The sequence below is a fragment of the Methanosarcina barkeri 3 genome, from assembly GCF_000970305.1.
Classification (GTDB): Archaea; Halobacteriota; Methanosarcinia; order Methanosarcinales; family Methanosarcinaceae; genus Methanosarcina; species Methanosarcina barkeri_A.
This window is the reverse complement of record NZ_CP009517.1, coordinates 44,453-67,371: the sequence shown is the minus strand read 5'-3', so window position 1 is coordinate 67,371 and position 22,919 is coordinate 44,453. Positions and strand designations below refer to the sequence as shown.

Sequence of the window (22,919 nt, the reverse complement as noted above, 5' to 3'; positions counted from 1 at the left end):
AATTTATTTACTGAATTCATTCATTTGTTCACTCATTCACTCATTCATTCATCAGCCTTGGCACACAGGTGCTTATGCCGTATTCCAATACCTCTCCGAATTCCTGGAGGGCTTCGTAGAGACGGAACTGCTGGGAGTAAGGGGCAATTGCAAAAACAGTATCCCCGAGCATAGCCTGGGAAGCAAGCCCACCATTTGCGTTTGCAGCTTCGATCACATCTTTTGCCTTACTGCTCATAAGACCGGTTTTACTGGCAAAAGTTTTCGCCTGATACATGAAGTTCTCAAGAGTAGGTTTTTTAAGAAGCTCGGACATAGCTTCTTTTCCTGCACTATTAATTTTTAAGGCTGCAGCTTCATCCCTCAGGACTGAACCGGTAGAAATTTCGCCAAGCACAATACAAAAAACCCTGGCTTCGGGAGCCGGAATCCTATCCACAAGCCCGTACTCGGGCCCGCCGGGCTGCAGTCTGATCACTACTCCACCGCTGGACTGAGCAGCAATATCTCCAAGTCCGCTGCAATTGACAACTTCAGCCACGTGGGCATATTCGGTCAGGCTTTTTACGGTCTGGTCCAGGGAAAGCGCATTGTTCAGGGCATAAGCGGCCCCGAGAGCTCCTGCACCTGAAGCTCCAAACCCGCATCCAATCGGGATTTCTGCCCAACTTTTTATTCTTACAGGCACTTTGGTCATCATCTCTGCGACCGTTCGAGTAGTTCTGCCTTCAACTCTTTTTCCATTAAGGAAAATTTCGGTTTCTTCTATAGATTTACCGATCTTTATTTCGGTGGTCACGCCTCCGTTCAGGACAATTCCGCAGCCTGTAGAACCCTTACGATGAGGATTTTCGTGCTCGTGGATCTGGAAAAAACCTGTTATGTGTCCCGGAGCATAGGCTTTTGCCTGAATGTCTGCTCCTTCACTCTCATATGTATACATAGAAAACGCCTTTTTGCTACTTCAATCATTTTTTCAAAGTTCGTTCATGTTTTGCAGGATACTTTGCAAAATGCTTCCGGTTTTTGTAAAGGATTTTTGTAAAATACTCTGGGATACTTTGCGGCAGATTTTTACTTTAACAGACTGGCTACCTCTTCAAGGATACAGGCTGCAAGTTTGCGTTTGTTCCCGCTTACGTGCCTTGGTTCACTTTTTTCCCGTTTAAGCAGGTATAGTTCATTCTCCTCAGTGCCCATTCCACCTCTAGCAACGTCATTTGCTGCAATCAGGTCCAGTTTTGACGTTTTAAGGGTTGAAGCTGCCCTTCTGAGGAGTTCGTTTTTTTCAATTCCGGTTTCAGCCTTGAAACCTATAATCACGAGGTCGGGATACCTTTGACGGCATTCTTTAATCAATTTGCGGGTGGGTTTCAGTCTCAAGGTGAGTTCTCCTCCCGATTTTATCTTTTCGGGAGAAGGCTCGGCTGTATAGTCTGCAATTGCTGCCGAACTGATAAGGACATCGTACCCTTTCTCAAGTTCCGAGAGCACGGCATCGGTCATTTCGGCGGCGCTCTCTGCAAAGATCTCACCGATCCCTGCAAACCCAAGTCGGTCCCTATGAACCAGGGTTACATTAGATCCATTGCGGTAAGCTTCAAGGGCAAGTTCCCTACCGGTTTTGCCTGAGGCTCGGTTCGTGAGAATTCTGATGGGGTCCAGACTTTCGGCAGTAGAACCGCTCGTAATAATTATCTTTCGGTTTTCAAGGTTTTTACTTCCGAGAGCTCTTTCTACCTCGAGCACGATTTCTTCATTTGCCGCAATTTTTGCGACGCCTTCTTCAAGCCTGGGGCCCACAATAGAGACTCCCCAGCTTTTCAATTTTACCAGATTTTCAGATACAGCAGGGTGCCTGAACATTGATTCATGCATTGCAGGAACAATCATCACAGGCACACCAGAGCCAAGGGCAGTTGTTGTAAACGAGGTAACAGGAGTGTCATCTATTCCGTATGCGATTTTTCCTATGGTGTTTGCGGTTGCAGGGGCTATAAGGAGAAGGTCGGCTCTGCCCTTAAGCCCGCAGAACTCCACATGCTCAACCCTGCCTCCAAGTTCGGTGATTGTTGGATTTCCCGTAGCATAGTGCAGGGCATCAGGGTGCAGGATATGTGTAGCAGCCTCTGTCATAACAGCATGGACTTCAGCCCCGTTTCTTATCAGCTCTCTGGCAAGCTCAACTACCCTGACTGCTCCAATACTTCCCGTAACACCAAGAACTATGGTTTTTCCGGCAAGGGAAGAGCTCTTTTGCCCCTGGATCCAAAGTGTGGGATGGAACTTTTCGGCTCTGGACCTGAGGGCCTTTTGCTTTTCTTCGTTATCCATTTCATCTACTCAATCCGGTCCCTTTGACCGGGGCTTTCCTGATTAGGGTCCTTCTGCCTGTCTGGGTTTAAAAATCTTTCAATTGGGTTCTCAATGGGATTCTCATTCAGGCAGCGGAGTGATCTATAAGGTATAAGCTGGACAATAATCTCTTAAATCAGCTTGCTTTTCAGAAAATGCTCCTGAAAGCAAAGTGACATTCAATACGATATTATTAAAACTTTCGAAATAATAAGGATGAAATTGAGAAGGAAACTTTATCGAAAGTTTTATTTTATTAATTCGGTATCTAAGTCAAAACTAACAGAGTGGGAGGAAGACAAATCAGCGACAGAAAAACAAAAAAAGAAGCCACTGGAGTTACTACAAGAGGATTAAGCACATTTCTAGGGAAGATTTCAGGAAAAGAGCAACTCGAACTTGAAATCAACAGGCTCAACTCGCAGGTAGTTAAACTGGAACTTGACCTGCAGAATGCAAAAAACCAGCTTGAAAAGAAAGAAATCCTCGCAAAGCAGGCAGTTTCGGACAGGCAGGAAGTTGAGGCTCTTTTAAACCAGGAACGTGTTCGAACCCGAACTCTTTCCCACGAGCTCGAAACAATTCAGGCTGAATCTCAGGGTAAATTGAAACTTCGCGGAACTGAAAATCTGAGCCTGCAGGCTATTCAGGTTTACCTCTCCAAACTCAAGTCCTTCCACGCCCCTGCAGGTGGCTTGTTGACCGCTTACCTGCCCTCGGGTACCCGGCTCTCAGATGTAATAAGTGAAAAGGTTCTTGAGCGTGTGGAAGAAGAAACCCTTATCCTTCTTGACAGGCTTGAACCTGAGACCGGCCTTGTACTTTTTTATGATCTTCACCGTATGGTCTGCGAAGCTATAGCCCCTCCTTTTCCGATTACTTCTCCAGCCTGGCAGCTTGGGGACAGTTTTGAGGTCTCTTTGCTTGAAGAGAGTTTAAGCAGGGACTACAGCATGCTTGTCCTTATCCTGCATGCAGGGGAGTCATTCATAGGTTTTGCTCCAGATGCGCAGGTTTTCGATACCGAGGAGATTATCCGCAGCAGCGTGAAGGAAAAACACAGTAAGGGAGGCTTTAGCCAGCGCCGCTTCGAACGCCTGAGGGAAGAGGATATCGCGCACCACATGGATAAAGTCCTCGAGGCCCTGGATAAGATTCTTGAAGAAAATAAGTTTATTGACTGCGTTATTCTGAGCGGGGATTTTCAGTTAATTGGGGAAATCCGGAAGCGTTTGCCCCTTAACCTTGAGGTAATCGAAAAGCCGTCTGACATCAGGGTCGAAAAAACAGGCGGTGAAGAGATTCTCAGGACAGTTTTAAGCTCAAGACGGTATTTATTGTGAGCACAGAGGATTTTTCTTTGAAATTCCAAAAATAGCTAACAAATATTGGTAATGTGCAGATGAATTTGCCTATTCCAGTTTTGGTGGCTTTGATGCGGGTTTCTTATCGTGCGTATCATCTATCTTTGTACGTAAATTGGAAAATGCATCTAAGCTATAACTACGTTCCTATTTCTCTATAAATTAATTGGATATATTCCATTTTAACATTGTAATCTTGTTAAAAATTCTTTGTAATACTTTTATGCAACAACTGGGACTGAAAAAAATTCAAAGGAAATATTCCATTGGTCTTCTAGTGCCTTACCATATTATAATTCAAAAGATGAAAGCTATAGTACTACACAAAATGTATATCTTGAAGCCGGACATTCTTATATTCAATATCTTGTAGTAAAAACAAGCGCTTCAGCTGTAGGCACTGGTGAAGGAGCAGCAGATGCATTGACCGTCAGAGACCTTGCTAGTTATTTACAGTTCTGCGGATATACAAGAATTGATTCTATTAAGATCGATTTTCAATGAACAGTAACACAAGATAACCGCTAAATATCTACAATTCATTTGTATCCGGTTAAGGATCCTGTTAACGTTAAAATGACTACTGAAATCATCTATACATCTCGATTTACATTTCTAGGTTTACAGAAGCGGCAACAAAAATAACACATTTCTTATAGATCGTATCTTAACCGAATACAAATGATCTACAATTTAGTAAAATCAGCTACAAGTGTTTGATTTCAATGAACAAAAGAATACTATGCAGTGTATTTGGATTTTGGGGAGGTTTGCTGCTGGCTTCCTCCCTTATTTTTATGTATATAACTCTGTATTATATAAATAGACTAGAAAATCTGTTTTCTCATGACTCTCTTCTTTTTTATATGTCATGTTTTGTCGTATTATCTGTAGCTGGTTTTTTTTCAGGGATCAGATACTCTCAAAAAAACCAACTCGAAATATATGGCTAATTGCATATATTTTATTATATTAATCCTACTTTTTGGGAAATCCTGAGGAATGAAAATAGTAAAGAACTACTGATTATAGCATTCTTTTTTATTTTCGCTGTCATATATGCTGAGTTGTCTGATTATGTTTGGAAAATTTGGATGAAATATGTTAGTTTACGATTCACAGGAGCGGCTACCTCATAGTACTTTTCTCATGAGGCGTAGCTTCTTTAGAGGTCCATACTCGCGTATATTAATACATGCGTATAAGCGCATGCGCACATATTATAGAAAACAAACAAAGCTGAAAAGGGTTAATTAGATATTTAAACAGCTATTGGTTTATAAAAATCGAATAGCGCTATTTTTGGACTTCTTTGCAGGCTCATAGTTGATTTCGTACAACATATTAGAATGAAGATATTTTTGAATGGCGGGTTTGTAAAGAGTTGCTACTTATGTAAAAAGAGAGGAACTGTCGAGAAGAATGAGTCTTGAAATTTCATCCTTGACTTCTAAAATCCCTGAAGTTTTGAAGTCTTAAAAATTTTCACATTAAATTTTAGAACCGTGTTAAAATTTTAGAATAGATGTTAAACAATTAACGCGTATCGTTTTAATAAAAGAATTATTCACTTTTTATTGATGCTGTGGGAATTTACTTGGGGCAATCTGCCAAATAAAATACTTATGGTCAATCATCAAATTATCAGAGATATAGAAGTAACTTATAGGCTCAAAATTAATTTGAAGATCGAATTGTTAGAGAATCTGGATACAAAACTTATAAAGAACCAATAACAAGGAGTTTATGGAGTTTGGAAGTGTTTCCCAGCATCACCCAAACTACATCATACATGCTCTAAGAGGCTTATATATTTGTAAAAGAGATATTTATGTAATTTTTATATGTACGATTTCATGAAATCTGGACACAAGTATAATTCTAGATTGTAAAAAGGAAATTGGAAATATGCTAAAAAAGAACATTTCGAGTTTGGTTGTAAGTATATGCCTTGTGTTAGTTCTTATTACTTTAAGCTATTTTTTGTGGCATAGTTCTCTAATAGAAGCTAATAGTGAAATTACAAATTCCTTTTTCATAAATAATTGGGGTAATACAAGTCATGAAGTTACTGTGGAATTATTTAATACCCAAAACGTTTCTGTATTTAATGAATCATACATTTCAGTACCGAGGGAGACTATAAGAAGCCAATTCCCAATTACACCGGTGCCAGGAGTAGAAATTAAAGTCACATTAGATAACAATATCACCAAGACTCTAATTGTTTCAAAGGATTTATTAGGCTTAACACTATCCATCGACATAGATATGATGCCTAATGACCCACTAATCCTGAGTCCTGCTCTTTCATGATTTAGGAAAAAAGAAGGGCTAATCCCGTCATTTTAATGCTGCTATCAATATTCTCAGACTGGGATTACAGTCTGTAGCGAAAGCTTAGATGCCCGCGACTTCAGTCGTGGGAGTACTCACCATTGTATGACGTCGATAATTTTTTACTTTTTTTAGTTTACTTGAATTCATTTTTTTGCATGCAATAGCCGCTGTTATTATATTTTCATATTCTTATGTCAAGTTCTATAACAAATAAATAAATCCAAAAAATAATATAAAAACATTAATTATAAAAAACGAAGAATAAATAATTGGATTACGAAGTAGCCATTGCAATAAGGAGCAGCCATTGCAATAAGGAGTAGTTATTGCAATAAAGGTTACCCATAAAGGTCACCCTATTTTCTTAAAACAAATATAAAAAACCGATAGAGGACCTTTATGGAATGTGGGGGGAAGTTATGAGAGCTGTTGTATATAAAGGACCAAAAGATGTCGCCGTAGAAGAGGTCGATGATCCAAAGATAGAGAATCCCAGAGATGCTATTATCAAGCTCACTTCAACTGCCATTTGCGGAAGCGACCTTCATATGTATGACGGAAGGACAGTTGCAGAACCCGGTACTGTACTTGGGCACGAGCCTCTTGGAGTTGTAGAGGAAGTTGGAGATGCTGTTACATCTTTTAAGAAAGGAGACCGCGTTGTTGTCACCTTTAACATTGCCTGTGGGCACTGCTTTAACTGCGTTAGAGGCTTTACGAGCGCTTGCCTGACTGTTAATCCAGAGATTGCAGGTGGAGCATTTGGATATGCTAAAATGGGCCCATATAGAGGGGCACAGGCTGAAATGTTGAGAGTACCGTTCGCAGATCTTAACTGTACCAAATTACCGGGAACTGCAGGGGATAAATGGGAAGATGATTTTGTCCTGCTGGCTGATATCTTTCCAACTGGCTACTATGCCACCAAGCTAGCTATGCTACAGCCCGGAGCTTCAGTCGCAGTTTTCGGTGCCGGACCTGTTGGTTTGCTTACAGCTTATTCAGCACTGCTTCAAGGAGCAGCTCAGGTATTTGTAGTTGATTACATCCCTGAGAGACTGGATCTTGTTAAGGATATAGGTGCTATACCTATTGATTTTACCAAAAGTGACCCTGTAGCCCAGATTAAGGCGATACTAAGTGAGAAAGAGGGAACTTCAGAGCCAATGCCACCAGAGGAGCAAAAAATGGCAACAGTCCTGGGTAGCATGGATCCTTCAGGTAACGATCCTGTGACCGAAATTGAGATAATGAGGGCTGGAAACCCGGCAATTATTGGGTCATGGCTGCCAGGGGAGGAAAAAATGAAAGGAGTAATGTGCGGCATTGATGCGGTTGGCTATCAGGCCAGGGACAGAAATGATCCCTCAAAAGAAAAACCTACACAGGTGTTAGACGACCTGATAAGGTTAATCAATCCCACCGGGCATCTTGGAGTTATCGGCGTTTTCATGTCAAACGATCCTGGAGCCTCTGATGAACACGCCAAGAAAGGGGAATATATGCTTCCCTTTGGACAGCTCTGGGAAAAAGGCATGAGCGTTGGAACTGGCCAGACACCAGTAAAAGCAATCCAGGAAATGCTCAGAGATATGATAATTGGAGGACAAGCAAAGCCCAGTTTTATAGTGAGCCACAGGATCTCCTTTGATGAAGTGCCTGAAGCCTATAGGGAATTTGATCAACGTGCAAACGGCTATACAAAGGTGATAATCAAACCTCAAAAGTAAGATCTTTAGAATCAAGAGTGTAAAAAAACATTCAGCCATAGTGTAAGAAGACACTCAGACATAGTGTAAGAAGACACTCAGACATAGTGTAAGAAGACACTTAGATGTAATGTAAAAAATACTCAGCCGTATGAGGAAAACTTTCAAGTGCTGTTCAGAGGGAGGGGAGAAAGTGAAAGTGGAATAACCGCTTTCACTTATTCGACATTTTATGTAATTATGTTTTTTAGAATATCAGTCATGTCTCTTTTAATGCCGGCAAAACATCTTTTCCGTAAGCTTTGATGAAAGCTATCTGGTCCGAGGCTTTTGAATGAACATATATATGGGTGAAACCTGCTTCAATATATTTTTTTATAAATTTGATGTGATCTTCCGGATTTTCGGAAAAACAACCCTGTTTCTTAATTGTTTCAGGGCCCACAACTTTTCCATTTTGAGCAGACATTTCGGGAGTATAAATCTTATTTACGAAAAGAGCAGGAACTGCGGCTCCTGACCAGAGTTTCATAAAATTCTCAATAGATGCTTCAATGTCTATTCCGTATTCAACAGATATTTCTATTGCCTTCGGTAAACTTTCAACATCTTTTCCTGAGTCCCTGGCCCCCTTTTCAAATTCGGAGAGGATTTGTTTAGGTTTTTCCAGGCCCTCTCCACCTCCTACAGTTAAAAGACCGTCCCCATAATAGCCTGCAATATATGCACTTTCAGGCACTAAAGAAGAAATATAGATCGGAATTTCATTTTTTGGCAGAGTATATAATTTGGCCTTTTTTGTTTGATAGTAGCACCCGTCAAAACTGACCTTATCCCCTGTCCAGAGTCTGCGGATAAGTTCTATTGCTTCTATCATGCGGATCTGACGTTCATCATACTCAGGCCATTCTAAGGTTACGGAGTATTCATTTAAAGCCTCTCCAGTTCCAACAGCAAGATAGGTCCTTCCTTCGGCAAGTGAAGATACGGTCGCAGCAGCCTGAGCAATAACTGCAGGATTATAGCGCAGGATAGGGCAGGTCAGACCTGTTCCAAGTTCGATATTTTGGGTACTCGCAGCTGCTGCACCAAGCCAGCTCCAGATAAAACAGGCCTGCCCTTCTTCACTCCAGGGATGAAAATGATCGCTGGCATCAATACTCTCAAAGCCTGCCTTTTCAGCAGCTATTACCTGTTGCAGCAACTCGGAAGGAGGGAACTGTTCAGGTGCGATCTTATATCCTAATTTAAGCAATTTTACTCCCCCATCAACATTTATATAATTAAAAAATATAATTTATATTTAATAATCATATTCAGATTCAAAATATTATTCCAATTTTTATTATGCCTGCATGACAGGATCACTATGGAGTTTAAGGAACGAAATAGTATAATGAGATAGCCATTCAGTTGTATGGAAAAACATCAGTCACTGTCTTCATTAAATTTCAAGGAGCAAGTTTCTATTAACTAACTTTCTTTAACTGCTGGATATTAATTTCGTTTGTAAACTTTCTACGTTTGTTGACTTTCTACGTTTATTTGGCTTCATGGCTATTCCCGAAGGCTTGCACACCCGAGTTTCGCTTCGGGAGCACGAGGTCTGTTTCACTCTCTTGGCTCGTTCAAGCAGAAGAAAGCAACAAAGAGTAAGCAAATTTCACAGATTGAGTATACAAAAGCAGTAAAAATAACTTAAGAAATATGCTAGAATCAAAATTTAAGATATAAAAGAATCAAAATTTGATATATGCAAGAATCAAAATATACAATAATCTAAAAGAACTAATTTTTAAAAAAGCCATGGAAAAGTAAAGTATTATAAGGTGAGCATGGCAGCGATCCAGAGTTCCCGAAGGCTCGCACACTTCAGTACAGTAAGGAACGCGGGCAGGCTTATCTACTGTGTTCGGGATGGGTACAGGAGTTGCACTGCCGCTATGGCCGCCATACTCAACATATAAGAAGGATTGGAAAATGAAAAGTCATGTATAAAGTGCTGCATTACTGGATTTCGCCTGGACCTGACTTGGAAAGGAACGGATAATTAGTGAACGCGGACTGAACACCTCGTTGCCTTGGTGCTTACATCCCGTTTCTATCAAACCGGTCTTTTACCGGAATCCTTAATGAGGTCTCTTTTTAGGAAAGATTTCGAGCTTAGATGCATTCAGCTCTTATTCCGAAGCGCGTAGCTGCCCGGCGATGCCTTGTCAGACAACCGGTACACCAGGGGCGCCGCTGCTTGGTTCCTCTCGTACTAAAAGCAGCTTACCCGCAGACCTCAAACACCTCTAGTAGATAGTAACCGACCTGTCTCACGACGGTCTAAACCCAGCTCACGATCTCCTTTAATAGGCGAACAACCTCACCCTTGGCCGCTGCTGCACGGCCAGGATGGAAAGAACCGACATCGAGGTAGCAAGCTGCCGGGTCGATATGTACTCTTGCCGGCAACGACTCAATTATCCCCGGGGTAACTTTTCTGTCATTTTTGGCCCCCACCAAGGAGGCTCAAAAGTTCGCTAGAGCCGACTTTCGTCTCGTCATCCACTGCTATGCTGAATAACGTCAGGCTGACTTATGCTCTTGCACTCTTCAGTGAGTTTCCGACCCACTTGAGTCAACCATTGCGCGCCCTTGATATCTTTTCAAGGGCGTCCCGCCCCAGGCAAACTGCCCACCTATCGGGGTCCTCTTCTCAGAGTTAGGGTCGTAGTCCCAGAAGGGTAGTGTCCCAATTGTGGCTCCACGGATGCTGGCGCACCCGCTTCGACGCCTCCTACCTACTCTGTACATCCAGAACCACAACCCAGCGACAGGCTGCAGTAAAGCTCCACGGGGTCTTCACTTCCCCCTAGAGGTCTCTAGACTGTGCACTAGAATGTAAGCTTCACCGGATTCCAGTTAGGGACAGTGGGGCTCTCATTGATCCATTCATGCAAGTCGCCAATTAAGCGACAAGGTACTACGCTACCTTAAGAGGGTCATAGTTACCCCCGCTGTTTACAGGCCCTTCTTCCCGTTGAGCCGGGGTTTCAGGTACCTGCACTGAGCAGGATTCAGAGATTGTACTAGCCCTTACGGGTTTGCAATCTCCTATGTTGGTATTAGACAGTTAGAGCCCCCTGGTCACTGCGACCTGCTGTCTTCACAGCAGGCACTCCTTATCCCGAAGTTACGGAGCTAATTTGCCGAATTCCCTTAACTGAATTACTCCGACACGCCTTAGCCTTTTCAGCTAGGGGCACCAGTGTCAGATCTCGGTACGGACATTTAGCGGCCTTTTCACGGGTCCCTGGGTGCAGCCGACTTTAGCCATAACAGATTCGCCCGCTTCTCGCCATTACGGCTCTCCACGGGGTTCGCTGCTTAGACGGCGCGACGACGCCGCTCGGCCTGCCCTGAGACGTCAGACGGATTGCTAAATGGTACAGGAATATTAACCTGTTTCCCTTTCGGCGTACTCGAGTTACGGTACGTCTTAGGACCGACTAACCCTCGGCTGACGATCATTGCCGAGGAAACCTGGCCCCTTCGGCGGCAGGGATTCTCACCCTGCTTTGCTGCTACTATTACCAGGATTTTCGTTTGCGAACGGTCCACAGGACTTCACAGCCCTGCTTCAGTCCGAACGCAACGCCTTCCTACGAGATTACCTTACGGTACTCCGTGGTATCGGTGGTCGACTTGAGCCCCGTCAATTTTCGGGGCCCCAAACCTCGACTGGTGAGCTGTTACGCACTCTTTGAAGGGTAGCTGCTTCTAAGCTAACCTTCCAGCTGTCTTGGGCTTGGGACGCCCTTTAGCGTTTACACTTAGTCGACACTTGGGGACCTTAACCACGGGCTGGGTTGTCTCCCTTACGGACTACAAGCTTACCCCAGCAGTCCGGACTCCGACTTTCTACGATGACGGTGGGTTTGGAGTTTGACAGGCGGGCGAGGGGTTTCCCCCCCGGAACCGCTAATCAGTGCTCTACTCCACCGACGATCTCCAGTCAGGTCATGCTGCGACATGTTTCGGAAGGAACCAGCGGATGCCGGGTTAGATTAGCATTTCACTACGAGACGCAGGTCACACGAATGATTTGCAGATCAACACCGCTTGCGGTCCTCCACGTAGCTTTCGCCACGCTTCAACCTGCCCACGCCTAGATCACCCGGCTTCGGGTCTTACCCCGGTGACTCCACGCACTTGTATACGTCGTGCCTCGCCCGAGGGCTGCGCACATGTTGCTTTCGCTTCGGCTGCCCAAATATAAGGTTAGCCATTGCCACCAAGATAAACTCCCTGGCCCGTTCTTCAAAACGTAAGATACGACACTGGCAGTGATATTCGTACAGCATTCTCGCGAATGTTTCCTTCATATCAAAGTTCCTTTCATGCCGTATCGTTCCATCACTATCAGGTTTCAGGCACTTTGCACCTCCCTTCTCGGGGTACTTTTCAGCGTTCGGTCACCCTACTATTTCGCTATCGGTCTCAAGTAGTATTTAGTTTTGGAGGTTGGTGCCCCCCGGATTCCCGCACGATATCCGACGCACGGTACTCAGGGACATGTTCCGGTCTATTGGTTTACACATACGTGACTGTCACACTCTATGGTCTGCCGTTTCAGGCAAGTTCTGTTTAGCCGCCAGACGTTTGAACAGCCCTACAACACCACATTTCCCTGTGAAGGGATTCGGTTTGAACTGTGCCGTTTTCACTCGCCGTTACTCACGGTATCTCGTTTGATTTCTTTTCCTGCTCCTACTGAGATGTTTCAATTCGGAGCGTTCCCGATCATTACTGATCACTATGGAGAGGTCCCATTCGGAGATCCCGGGTTCATAGGCTCCTTGCACCTACCCCGGGCTTATCGCAGCTTGGCACGTCCTTCATCAGCTCTTGAGCCGAGCCATCCACCTGATAGCATAATTCCTGTGTATCCTAACCAGGTCCAGTAAGCGTCCAGTATACAGCACCTATACATGACTTCATGTACCTGCGTGTCAACACAGGCAATCCGTCCTTCCCCGGAAATTTACTTTCCGGGTGCACAAAAATGGACTTGCTGGGATTCGAACCCAGGGCCTCTGCCTTGCAAAGGCAGCGATCTTCCAACTGATCTACAAGCCCGAGAGAGACAAGAGATCCACAAAGGATCTCTGGATTGAGGTTTTGTCGGTTTATCGGCATCTGGGTGGTGGGTTTTTTATGCTTAGGAGGTGATCCAGCCGCAGATTCCCCTACGGCTACCTTGTTACGACTTAACCCCCCTTGCAAAGCACAGGTTCGAACACGACACAAAGTTCGTGCCCTCACCCATACCTCACTCGGGTGGTTTGACGGGCGGTGTGTGCAAGGAGCAGGGACGTATTCACCGCGCTATATTGAAACGCGATTACTACGGATTCCAGCTTCACGAGGGCGAGTTACAGCCCTCGATCCGAACTAAGGATGGGTTTGTGAGATTACCAGCCCTTTTCAGGGGAGGGACCCATTGTCCCATTCATTGTAGCCCGCGTGTAGCCCGGGAAATTCGGGGCATACTGACCTACCGTGGCCCGCACCTTCCTCCGATTTAACACCGGCGGTCCCCACAGAGTACCCATCATCCCGGAGGATATGCTGGTAACAGTGGGCACGGGTCTCGCTCGTTGCCTGACTTAACAGGATGCTTCACAGTACGAACTGGCGACGGCCATGCACCTCCTCTCAGCGATTCAGGCAAGGTCTTCAGCCTGGCCTACATTTTGCTGTCGTCCCCGGTGAGTTGTCCGGCGTTGAGTCCAATTAAACCGCAGGCTCCACCCGTTGTTGTGCTCCCCCGCCAATTCCTTTAAGTTTCAGCCTTGCGGCCGTACTTCCCAGGTGGCTCGCTTCACGGCTTCCCTGCGGCACCAGACACGGTCGCGCCATGCCTGACACCTAGCGAGCATCGTTTACGGCTGGGACTACCCGGGTATCTAATCCGGTTCGTGCCCCCCAGCTTTCGTCCCTCACCGTCGAACCCGTTCTGGTAAGACGCCTTCGCCACAGGTGGTCCCACAGGGATTACAAGATTTCACTCCTACCCCTGTAGTACCTCTTACCTCTCCCGGTTCCAAGTCTGGCAGTATCCCCCGAAAGCCTAATAGTTGAGCTATCAGATTTCCCGGAGGACTGACCAAACCGGCTACGGACCCTTTAGACCCAATAATCACGATCACCACTCGGGCCGCCGGTGTTACCGCGGCGGCTGGCACCGGTCTTGCCCGGCCCTTGCTAACAGGTGTATTTTACACACCTGGACAGCCAGCGTATGACGCTGGCACTCGGTGTCCCCTTATCACGGTTTCCCGCATTGTAAAGTTTTCGCGCCTGCTGCGCCCCGTAGGGCCTGGATTCATGTCTCAGAATCCATCTCCGGGCTCTTGCTCTCACAACCCGTACCCGTTGTTGGCTAGTAGGTACATTACACCCACTACTACCTGATAGGCCGCAGACCCATCCTTGGGCAGACGAATCCATTTTACGCATAAAGCATTCCAGCATATGTGCGTTATCCGGAATTATCTCCAGTTTCCCGGGGTTATGCCGGACCCAAGGGCAGGTTATCCACGTGTTACTGAGCAGTACGCCATGTTCACGAAGAACATATGACTCGCATGGCTTAGGCGAACACCGATAGCAGTAACCTCTGGCAGGATCAACCAGAATTGTTAATGTATCGCACACTTCAAAATTAAAGGTCTTGGTCGCAGAAACTTGCACTAACAACTATCAATTCAGTTATTTCAGTTTCGCGATGATGTGTTATGAAAAACTCTCACCGCCCAGAATTAACCGAACCGACAAAATCCTCGTCAGACAGGAAAAAACTCCTGACTCCATTAAAAGATGAAAGAGATTTGTGATTTTTTTACCTACGCAATCAGTTCGCGCAGGGACTTATACAAGGCATTTCTTGTATATAAAGCTTTGTGTTATTCCCCTCGACACAATCGCTTTGTGTGAGGGATACATACAAGGGATTTCTTGTATATAAAGCTTTGTATTACTTTCCTCAGTACATTGAATTTATACGAGGAAGATATACAACGCATTTATTGTATATAAAGCTTCTCCTGCAAAGGAGATTAAACAATTTTGAAAGAGGGAAATGAGAAGAGTTAAAAGATTTCAAAAGAGTTGTACTTTCGAATCCTTAACTTTATCCGTTTTTATGAGTCATTGTTTCAAAAAACAATGCTTACAGGCGCCTTCTGTTTCCGTTTTTCAGATTCGTTTTTTCGGCACCTTTGAATTCCGTTTTTCAAGTCCCGTTTTTCAAGTTTCGTTTTTCATTCTCTTAGTTGTCGTGTGACACCTTGAGAAGCAACCCTAGAATGGGGGATCTAGTATAAATACTTTTCCGTCGAGAAGTTCAAAAACAAAACTCAAACTTAGATATTAAAAAACTCTCGTGGGATTTATATACTAGAAATCTACATTCAACTAGATGATTACCATGAATGTAACAACTGAAAGAAGGGATCGATTTTTACATCGAACCTATGAAGAATAAAAAAGTAACTGTTTTTGACACAACACTGCGTGACGGAGAACAGACCCCTGGGGTATCTCTAACTTCTGCCCAGAAGCTGGAAATTGCCTGTCAACTTGACAAACTCGGGGTAGACATTATAGAAGCTGGATTTCCTATCTCATCAGAAGGAGATAAAGACTCTGTAAAATCTATTTCTAATGCCGGACTTGACCTTGAGGTTTGCGGACTTGCCCGTGTACTGAAAAAAGATATCGATGCCTGTTTTGATAGTGATGTAGGACTTGTGCATACATTCGTTCCCACTTCTGAAGTACAGCGGACATATACCATCAAAAAAAGCCAGGAAGAAGTAATTCAAATGGCTGTGGAAGCTGTCCAGTACATTAAAGATAATGGGAGAAAATGCATGTTTTCTGCAATGGACGCTACGAGAACCGAACCTGAATATCTCATAGAGGTTTTCAAAGCAGTGCAGGAAGCAGGATGTGATATCATTAACGTGCCGGACACTGTTGGGGTTATGGTTCCATCGGCAATGTACAGGCAGATAAAGGATATCGCGGCTGAAATAACGATTCCTATTGATGTACACTGCCATAACGATTTCGGGCTTGCTGTAGCAAACAGTCTCATGGCAGTAGAAGCAGGCGCATCGCAAGTTCAGGTTACGATAAACGGAATAGGTGAAAGGGCAGGAAACGCCGATCTTTCTCAGACAGTCATGAGTCTGACCTCAATCTACGGGGCAAAGACGAATATTCGCACTGAATATCTTGTAGAAACCTCGAAAATGATTGAAAACTATACTGGAATCAGGCTGCCACCAAATACACCTGTCGTAGGTCAAAACGCTTTCTCCCATGAGTCGGGAATCCACAGTCAGGGAGTACTCGAAAAATCCGATACTTTTGAACCAGGGATAATGACACCGGAAATGGTAGGACACAGACGGCGTATTGTTCTTGGTAAGCACACAGGTAAACATGCAGTCAAGCAGTCTCTTGAATCTGCAGGCATAATCAGCAATGACAAGCAGCTTGATGAGATTGTATCCAGAATTAAGGAGATTGCAAATAAAGGGAAGCAGATCACAGATGCGGATCTTTATGCTGTTGCCTCTGCCGTGCTAGGGAAAGCAAGTTCGGAAGATGAACTGATTAAACTCAAAGAAGTTTCCGTAATGACAGGAAATATCCTGACACCAACTGCAGTAGTCAAAGCAGATATCGAAGGCAAAGAAATAATTGCAGCAAAGACAGGAGTTGGCCCTGTAGATGCCGCCCTCAAAGCAGTAAGAGACATCCTGGGAGAAAGTAATCACTTCAGACTCCAGGAGTTCAGGATCGATGCAATTACAGGTGGAGCAGATGCTCTTGCAGATGTATACATAGGTCTCGAAAATGAGAAAGGCAGGATTGTAACTGCAAGGTCCGCAAACCCGGACATAGTTATGGCCTCTGTAGAAGCCCTTGTAAATGCTATGAACCTGCTGTATAAGAGAGAAGAAAAAAACTAAATTGACAACTGGGCTGGCTAAAACAGACTGGCTGTCTTTGGTTCAATAATTAAAAACAAAAAATCGGATAAGAGCTGTATGCTCATTTTCGGGTCTGTATCCATAATCATGTGTAAAAAGTAAATAAAATGAGATGGAATACAGATCCATGCCTTATCCAATTATTGATTCTCATTGTCATCTTGATTTTCCTAAATTTAATCGTGATAGGGAAGAGACTATTCTCCGAGCTAGAGAGGCAGGAATTGTCGGAATGGTCAACTCCGGAATTTCCCTGAAAGGAAATCGCATTAGCCTTGAACTTGCTGAAACAAATGAAGATATTCATGCTACACTTGGCCTGAGTCCTGATATTGGCAGGGAAGGTACGGATGAAGAGATAAATGACATTCTTGCCCAGATTGAAGCCAATGTAGAAAAAGCAGTTGGAATCGGAGAAGCAGGACTGGATTTTCAAGACTGTAAAACCGAAGAGGAACGTAAGAGACAAACTGCTGCGTTCGAAAAAGTTATTGAGCTTGCAAAAGATCTTGAAAAACCTCTTATAGTGCACGCTCGACTGGCTGAAGCAGAAGTTCTGAAGCTTATTAAAGACGTGGATATGGTTATCTATCACTGCTATAGCGGTTCTGTTGAGACCATGCGAGAAATTGTGGATATGGGATACTATATCTCCCTGGCAACTCTTGTCTGCTTTTCTGAACATCACCAGACTCTTGCAGAAGACGTGCCGCTCGAAAACCTGCTTCTGGAAACCGACAGTCCCTTCCTTTCTCCCCGCAAAGGCAGAAACGAGCCTGCCTTCATAGTAGATTCCGTTCCGGTAGTAGCACAACTTAAAGATATGGAGCCGGCAGAGATTGCAAAATCCACTACCGAAAATACACGAAGAGTTTTTAATATCTAAATTTTCAGACATATATCAAAAGCAAAGAATAAGCTAGAAAATAACATAAAAGTTCAAAAAACTAGAACGAGGAAAAAAGGAAAAGAGGCACAGAATAAGAGTAAAAAGAAGTAATAAAAGAAGAAGAAGAAGAAGAAGAAGAAGAAGTGAAAGAGGAAGAACTATGGAAGTCCGGTACATTTGCCCTACAGCTTACGATTCAAGTGTCTATCTGGTAAATGGAAAAATCCTGATTGATGCAGGAATGAATAGCGACCTGATTATCAAGCAACTGGAGAAATATATAAAGCTGACTGACATTGAATTAATAGTCCTCACACATTGCCATTATGATCATACCGCAGCAGCCGCAGCTATTGCAGAAAAAAGCGGTGCAAAAATCGGAATACATAAAGCTGACCTGGAAGGCATAAACGATGAGTACCTCAGTGTGGCTGTGATTTTTGGAGAGCGAGCTCCTGAGGTCAGGCCCACAATTACATATGAAGAAGGAGATAAAATTGATATCGGAAATGGGGAATATCTGGAAGTAATCCATACGCCGGGTCATTCAAAAGGAAGTATCTGCCTCTATGAACCAGTCTCAAAAAGTCTTTTTTCAGGGGATACTGTGTTTCCAGGTGGGGGTTTCGGAAGAATGGACTTTGAGGGCTCGGAACCTGAAAAAATGGCTAGCTCAATAGAAAAACTCACAAAACTGGATGTAAAAGCTCTGTATTCTGGACATGGAGCTCCTACGGATAGAGATGGAAACAACCAGATTATGGCCTCGTACAGAATGTTAAAAATGATGATGGGCGAATAAAAAATACGAGAATAAGGGATCTTAAAGCAAATTATGGACAAAAATATAGCAGTTACAAAAAGAAATAAGAGCTTAAACTCTGAAAAGCCGAATAAAGAAAAATCAAGCAGGAAAACTGGTTTTTTGGAGGCAAAAAAAGCTGAATTAAGACAAAAAACGAAAAATGGAGTGGAACTCAGAGCAAAATCTGTGATAAGACCTGAAAAGATAGAAGCAGGAAAATCACCGATAGAAACAGGAAAAAAACCCGGAAAAAAATCCGAAACCAAATGCAGAAAGAAGGAAAGAAAAGAAAAAACCATTTCTTCCCGCATACCTGTATCGAAATTTCTTCCGATGAGCCTTGAAGAAATGAAAGCTCGAGGCTGGAAAGAACTTGATATTATTCTGATTTCCGGGGATGCTTATGTAGATCATTCCAGTTTTGGCACGGCAATAATAGGAAGAGTTCTTGAAGACGCCGGTTTTAGAGTGGGAGTAATTGCCCAGCCGCGCTGGGACAGCCCTGAAGATTTCAAAAAACTTGGAAAACCCAGACTCTTTTTTTCCGTAAGTGCAGGAAATACCGATTCAATGGTCAGCAACCTGACTCCAGGCCTGAAACTGCGAAATAAGGATGCTTATTCCCCTGGAGGCAGAGCAGGGCTTCGTCCGAACCGTGCCGTGATAATTTACTCAAACAGGATAAAAGAGGCTTTCCCTGAAGTGCCTATAGTTCTTGGGGGCATTGAAGCTTCCTTACGTCGTTTTGCTCATTACGATTATCTTTCGGATAAGGTCAGGCAATCCATTCTGGCTGACGCACCTGCTGACCTCATAGTCTACGGTATGGGAGAGCTTCAGATCGTGGAAATTGCAAAAAGGCTGCAAGCCGGAGAAGATATCAGAAATATCAGAAATATTCCGGGTACAGTCTGGAAAATGGAAGTTAAAGCCTGGAAAGAACTCAAAGAGAGAGCCGAAAAGTCAGATAACAGGCCATATAAACAGGAACCGGAAAAATCGGAAAAAGAAACGTCGGAAAAGAAAAGATCGGAACAGGAAGAACTGAAAAAGGAAAAATCGGAACAGGAAGAACTGAAAAAGGAAAAATCGGAACAGGAAGTAACGGAAAAGGAAAAGTCGGAACAAAAGAACGAAAAGATAGCTGAGGACGCAGCCACATTTTTAAAACAATATCTCGAAATTCCTTCCTTTTCAGAGGTTTCTCAGGATAAAACGGCCTTTGCAAAAGCTTTTCGAATGTATTTTGCGGAACAGAACCCTGTTACTGGAAAAGGGGTCATTCAACCTCACCCGAAAACCGTAATCGTGCAGAATAAGCCAATGCGCCTCCTTACAGAGTCTGAAATGGACCATGTATATGAACTGCCGTTCACTGGCGAAACTCACCCTTCCTACGCCGAACCTGTTCCTGCCCTGGAAATGGTTAAATTTTCCCTGACAACGCACAGGGGATGCTTCGGAGGCTGCGCTTTCTGTGCAATTACGGAGCACCAGGGGCGTATGATTGCAAGCCGCAGCATCGAATCTGTCCTGCGTGAAGCAAAAAAGCTGACTGAAAAACCTGATTTCAAGGGCATTATAAACGGAGTCGGCGGCCCGAGTGCAAACATGTACGGCATGGAGTGTAAAACCTGGGAAAAGAAAGGAGCCTGCCTGGACAAGTCCTGCCTTTATCCTCGCGTTTGCCCTGCTCTGGATACCAGCCACAAAAAGCTGCTCGAACTCTTACGCCGCCTGCGCGAACTTCCGGGAGTCAAGCAAGTCTTTACAGGTTACGGCGTGCGCTATGATCTGGCACTTAAGGACGAAGAATACCTCGAAGAACTTTGTGCTTACCATATCAGCGGCCAATTGCGAATCGCACCTGAACATTTTTCGAGGCAGGTTACAGATGCAATGTGCAAGCCAGGAAAGGAAGTTTACGAAAAGTTTACCCAGAAATTTACAGCTCTCAACCGGAAGTGCGGCAAAGAACAGTACATCGTAAACTACCTGATGTCAGGACATCCGGCTTGTACTCTTGAAGATATGATAGAGATGGCAGAGTATGTACGGGACCATGGAGGCTACACCGAACAGGTTCAGGACTTCACCCCAACGCCTATGACCGTTTCGACATGTATGTATTATACAGGACTGGACCCGTTCACAGGCAAAAAAGTATACGTTGCAAAAGGTAAGAAAGAAAAAGCTATGCAGCGAGCCCTTATGCACTACAGGAACCCTGCAAATTACGAGCTTGTATATGAAGCTCTGGAGAAGGCAGGAAGACTTGACCTTGTGGGAAATGCACATAAGTGTTTGATAAGAAGGAAAGGTAAGTGGTAAAGGTAAAGTTGTTCGTGTAGAAATTAAAGTAAATCAATGTAGTATACTGAAAGTTCTGTAAATTCTAATTTGTGATACATAGGTTTTGTTGTAAAACCTCTGTAAAAATATCTGTTAATTTTGCCTATTTGTTTCTTACTATTTTTTACGTTTGATGTGAATAATCAGTCAAAAATCCAATATTCCTATATACCCTGGAATTATCAAGTTAAGGTTTGAGTTGTTGCCATTCAGTAGTTTTGCATCAAACAAAATAATACATTTTATATGTTATATTGTTTATATAGGTTTGAAAAATAATTGAAGATGTTAAAGATAGGATGTAAACATTTCATGTCAGGAGCAACGCTTAGAGAATTAGATTTGTCGCCGTTAACTGGAGATGTTGACTTAGACAAACAACCTGAACACAGGATGCCGTGGTGCAAAATCGGGCACATGAAAGAAGGTTACTTTGAAACTTATTGTAATACTGATAATTATAAAAAGTGCCCGAACTTTAAGGAATGGGTCGATAATTAGCCTTATTGAAGGCTTCTTCTCTATTTTCTTGGCTGGCCTAAGTCTGGCAAGTTGACAATGTGTTAATCTTTCGGGTTTGACTCGGGTATTCTTATCAGATCTTGGTAATATGAAATATCCCTTTTTATTATTTCCAATATTTCAAAATATAATATCTTAGCCTTTTCGGCTTCGGTTTCTGTGGGCATTGTAACAGCTTGAGGATGTGAATTATACAGGGCATCTAACATAGCCATGTTTATCATGAAATCTTTAGTAATTTTTTCGCTGCTATTCTTTTTTTGTTTTTCAGAATTTTCTCGGAATTTCTCCACAACAAGAGCTGCGTTCTTATCAAAAACAGATATAAAGCTATTCAATGATTCATACAATGTGTCAGATGATAAATATAAATACGGTGTTATTTTTTTGTATATCATTTTTAATACTATAGAGGACTTCGATAAACCCAGCTTTTTGGCTAGTTGCTTATAATGAATATATAAGTAATATGTTGAAATCAGAGGTTTATCGAAGTCCTCTATAATAATAAGTGTCTTTTCTAAGATTATCTGTACTTATGTCATCATATTTACTAAGTATTTGTCTTAAAGGATAGTACAATTTCTGAAGTTTTTGTTCAATAGACTCTCTTTTGTCTTTGTTTCTTTTCTCGTCATATTCAGTTATATAAAAATATAGACTAATGCCAGAAATAACTAGAACAACAACTGAAACAAGTAAATTAGCTTTTGTAAAAGGATCAATTTCGGACATCAATAAAAAAGTTAAAGAAACCACGGTTAAAGTTTTCGTTTTTACAACTTTTTTAAATTTTGACCTATGGCAGTGTGTCAATTTTTCTGTAAAATTATAAATTTTAATAAGTTGATTGCTTAAGAATCCAATATGAAGGGAACTAAATTATGTTCAGTACACAAAAATTTTACTTCGAATTTACAGAAAACTTGAGGTATCGCAAAATCAGAAGTTGCGCTGGTGCACCCTGCAGCAAGCTAGCAGGTATTCGAATGAAATAAAAATTTATTGATTTACAATTTTACGTTCATCACTGAATTTTGGTACTGAATCGTCTTCTTCTTTTTTCTTTGATTCATTTTGTGATGTTTCTATAGCCATATATCCGAATGTCGCTGCTAATATTGAACTAGCTAAACAATTGGTTGTATCAAAAGCGGTGATTGTGTCAGCAGTGGTATTGTTTACGTTATAACCCATCTTTTGAAAGAATATTGGTCCCATGAATGCTGAAAAGCTGATTAAAAAAAAGGTTAAGTAGAAGATAACTGCTATTCCCAGTACAGTTTTTTTCGTTTTTGATAACGTGTAATGTTTCTTTATTAGCGTTACAATTAATATAAAAATAAAACCTAAGAATGCAATTATGATAAACATTATTTGGGGGTGCGTTGGCAATGTCATCTCTTATAATATGTTTTACATGTTTTAAAACTATCTTTTTCTCTTTTTTCATGTACTGTTACTTAGAAGTGCTGGCATCGAATATGGATATTTACATAAATTTTTTGTGTATATAACAAAAATAAA

Annotated in this window: 14 protein-coding genes, 1 tRNA gene and 3 rRNA genes; 8 read left to right on the top strand and 10 right to left on the bottom strand. The window is 42.8% G+C overall.

The features are described 5' to 3' along the window. Positions 1-40: 40 nt before the first annotated feature. Together MSBR3_RS00280 and coaBC are read right to left on the bottom strand one after the other, a co-directional pair. Complete coding sequence (locus MSBR3_RS00280; protein ID WP_048105635.1) at positions 41-943, bottom strand: pantoate kinase; 903 nt, start codon at positions 941-943, stop codon at positions 41-43. Positions 944-1,074: 131 nt separating this feature from the next. Further along, positions 1,075-2,334: a bifunctional phosphopantothenoylcysteine decarboxylase/phosphopantothenate--cysteine ligase CoaBC gene (gene coaBC / locus MSBR3_RS00275; RefSeq protein WP_048105629.1), complete on the bottom strand. Its 1,260-nt coding sequence runs from the start codon at positions 2,332-2,334 to the stop codon at positions 1,075-1,077. 308 nt (positions 2,335-2,642) lie between these two features. Here coaBC and MSBR3_RS00270 point away from each other — a divergent pair, with 308 nt between their 5' ends. From MSBR3_RS00270 to MSBR3_RS00260, 3 genes are all read left to right on the top strand, one after another. After that, positions 2,643-3,698: a Vms1/Ankzf1 family peptidyl-tRNA hydrolase gene (locus MSBR3_RS00270; protein WP_230627634.1), complete on the top strand. Its 1,056-nt coding sequence runs from the start codon at positions 2,643-2,645 to the stop codon at positions 3,696-3,698. 1,953 nt (positions 3,699-5,651) lie between these two features. Then, positions 5,652-6,035: a hypothetical protein gene (locus MSBR3_RS00265; RefSeq protein ID WP_230627632.1), complete on the top strand. Its 384-nt coding sequence runs from the start codon at positions 5,652-5,654 to the stop codon at positions 6,033-6,035. A gap of 443 nt (positions 6,036-6,478) precedes the next feature. After that, the gene (locus tag MSBR3_RS00260) at positions 6,479-7,789 is read left to right on the top strand and encodes a glutathione-independent formaldehyde dehydrogenase (protein ID WP_048109809.1); all 1,311 of its coding nucleotides are present in this window, start codon (positions 6,479-6,481) and stop codon (positions 7,787-7,789) included. A gap of 238 nt (positions 7,790-8,027) precedes the next feature. Here MSBR3_RS00260 and MSBR3_RS00255 read toward each other — a convergent pair whose 3' ends face one another. The 5 genes from MSBR3_RS00255 to MSBR3_RS00235 form a co-directional block, all read right to left on the bottom strand. Continuing rightward, entirely contained in the window at positions 8,028-9,023 is a 996-nt protein-coding gene (locus MSBR3_RS00255) for a TIGR03557 family F420-dependent LLM class oxidoreductase (protein ID WP_048105625.1), read from the bottom strand. 578 nt (positions 9,024-9,601) lie between these two features. Continuing rightward, positions 9,602-9,723 (bottom strand): 5S ribosomal RNA (rrf, locus tag MSBR3_RS00250). 78 nt (positions 9,724-9,801) lie between these two features. Beyond that, positions 9,802-12,704: ribosomal RNA gene (locus tag MSBR3_RS00245) — 23S ribosomal RNA — on the bottom strand. 118 nt (positions 12,705-12,822) lie between these two features. After that, positions 12,823-12,895 (bottom strand) — tRNA-Ala (locus tag MSBR3_RS00240). Positions 12,896-12,979: 84 nt separating this feature from the next. Next, positions 12,980-14,458: ribosomal RNA gene (locus tag MSBR3_RS00235) — 16S ribosomal RNA — on the bottom strand. The 16S, 23S and 5S rRNA genes sit together here with 1 tRNA gene alongside, the layout of an rRNA operon. An 836-nt stretch (positions 14,459-15,294) precedes the next feature. On the opposite strand from MSBR3_RS00235, the gene MSBR3_RS00230 reads away from it, so the two are divergent. From MSBR3_RS00230 to MSBR3_RS00210, 5 genes are all read left to right on the top strand, one after another. Further along, complete coding sequence (locus tag MSBR3_RS00230; protein WP_048105624.1) at positions 15,295-16,803, top strand: 2-isopropylmalate synthase; 1,509 nt, start codon at positions 15,295-15,297, stop codon at positions 16,801-16,803. Between the two features lie 148 nt (positions 16,804-16,951). Beyond that, positions 16,952-17,710, top strand: coding sequence for a TatD family hydrolase (locus MSBR3_RS00225; RefSeq protein ID WP_230627630.1), 759 nt, complete (start codon positions 16,952-16,954; stop codon positions 17,708-17,710). A gap of 163 nt (positions 17,711-17,873) precedes the next feature. Beyond that, positions 17,874-18,515: an MBL fold metallo-hydrolase gene (locus MSBR3_RS00220; protein WP_048105622.1), complete on the top strand. Its 642-nt coding sequence runs from the start codon at positions 17,874-17,876 to the stop codon at positions 18,513-18,515. A gap of 336 nt (positions 18,516-18,851) precedes the next feature. Next, on the top strand, positions 18,852-20,849 hold the full coding sequence (locus MSBR3_RS00215) for a YgiQ family radical SAM protein (protein ID WP_048109808.1): 1,998 nt from the start codon (positions 18,852-18,854) through the stop codon (positions 20,847-20,849). 333 nt (positions 20,850-21,182) lie between these two features. Next, positions 21,183-21,371 (top strand): hypothetical protein, encoded by a 189-nt coding sequence (locus MSBR3_RS00210; protein WP_155396598.1) that lies wholly within the window; start codon positions 21,183-21,185, stop codon positions 21,369-21,371. Between the two features lie 62 nt (positions 21,372-21,433). Here the strand turns inward: MSBR3_RS00210 and MSBR3_RS00205 are convergent, their stop codons facing one another. The 3 genes from MSBR3_RS00205 to MSBR3_RS00195 all read right to left on the bottom strand — a co-directional run bounded on the left by MSBR3_RS00205 (position 21,434) and on the right by MSBR3_RS00195 (position 22,793). Then, positions 21,434-21,790: a hypothetical protein gene (locus MSBR3_RS00205; RefSeq protein ID WP_048105619.1), complete on the bottom strand. Its 357-nt coding sequence runs from the start codon at positions 21,788-21,790 to the stop codon at positions 21,434-21,436. An 88-nt stretch (positions 21,791-21,878) separates the two neighbouring features. Continuing rightward, a complete protein-coding gene (locus MSBR3_RS00200; protein ID WP_048105616.1) occupies positions 21,879-22,127 on the bottom strand; it encodes a hypothetical protein in 249 nt (82 codons plus the stop codon). A gap of 267 nt (positions 22,128-22,394) precedes the next feature. Then, a complete protein-coding gene (locus MSBR3_RS00195; protein WP_155396596.1) occupies positions 22,395-22,793 on the bottom strand; it encodes a hypothetical protein in 399 nt (132 codons plus the stop codon). Between the last annotated feature and the right edge of the window lie 126 nt (positions 22,794-22,919).

Coding starts and splice junctions, on each gene's coding strand:
- MSBR3_RS00200 (WP_048105616.1), bottom strand. CDS start 22,127: ATGTCCGAAATTGATCCTTTTACAAAAGCTAATTTACTTGTTTCAGTT.
- MSBR3_RS00220 (WP_048105622.1), top strand. CDS start 17,874: ATGGAAGTCCGGTACATTTGCCCTACAGCTTACGATTCAAGTGTCTAT.
- MSBR3_RS00230 (WP_048105624.1), top strand. CDS start 15,295: ATGAAGAATAAAAAAGTAACTGTTTTTGACACAACACTGCGTGACGGA.
- coaBC (WP_048105629.1), bottom strand. CDS start 2,334: ATGGATAACGAAGAAAAGCAAAAGGCCCTCAGGTCCAGAGCCGAAAAG.
- MSBR3_RS00260 (WP_048109809.1), top strand. CDS start 6,479: ATGAGAGCTGTTGTATATAAAGGACCAAAAGATGTCGCCGTAGAAGAG.
- MSBR3_RS00205 (WP_048105619.1), bottom strand. CDS start 21,790: ATGATATACAAAAAAATAACACCGTATTTATATTTATCATCTGACACA.
- MSBR3_RS00210 (WP_155396598.1), top strand. CDS start 21,183: ATGTCAGGAGCAACGCTTAGAGAATTAGATTTGTCGCCGTTAACTGGA.
- MSBR3_RS00225 (WP_230627630.1), top strand. CDS start 16,952: ATGCCTTATCCAATTATTGATTCTCATTGTCATCTTGATTTTCCTAAA.
- MSBR3_RS00280 (WP_048105635.1), bottom strand. CDS start 943: ATGTATACATATGAGAGTGAAGGAGCAGACATTCAGGCAAAAGCCTAT.
- MSBR3_RS00195 (WP_155396596.1), bottom strand. CDS start 22,793: ATGACATTGCCAACGCACCCCCAAATAATGTTTATCATAATTGCATTC.
- MSBR3_RS00215 (WP_048109808.1), top strand. CDS start 18,852: ATGAGCCTTGAAGAAATGAAAGCTCGAGGCTGGAAAGAACTTGATATT.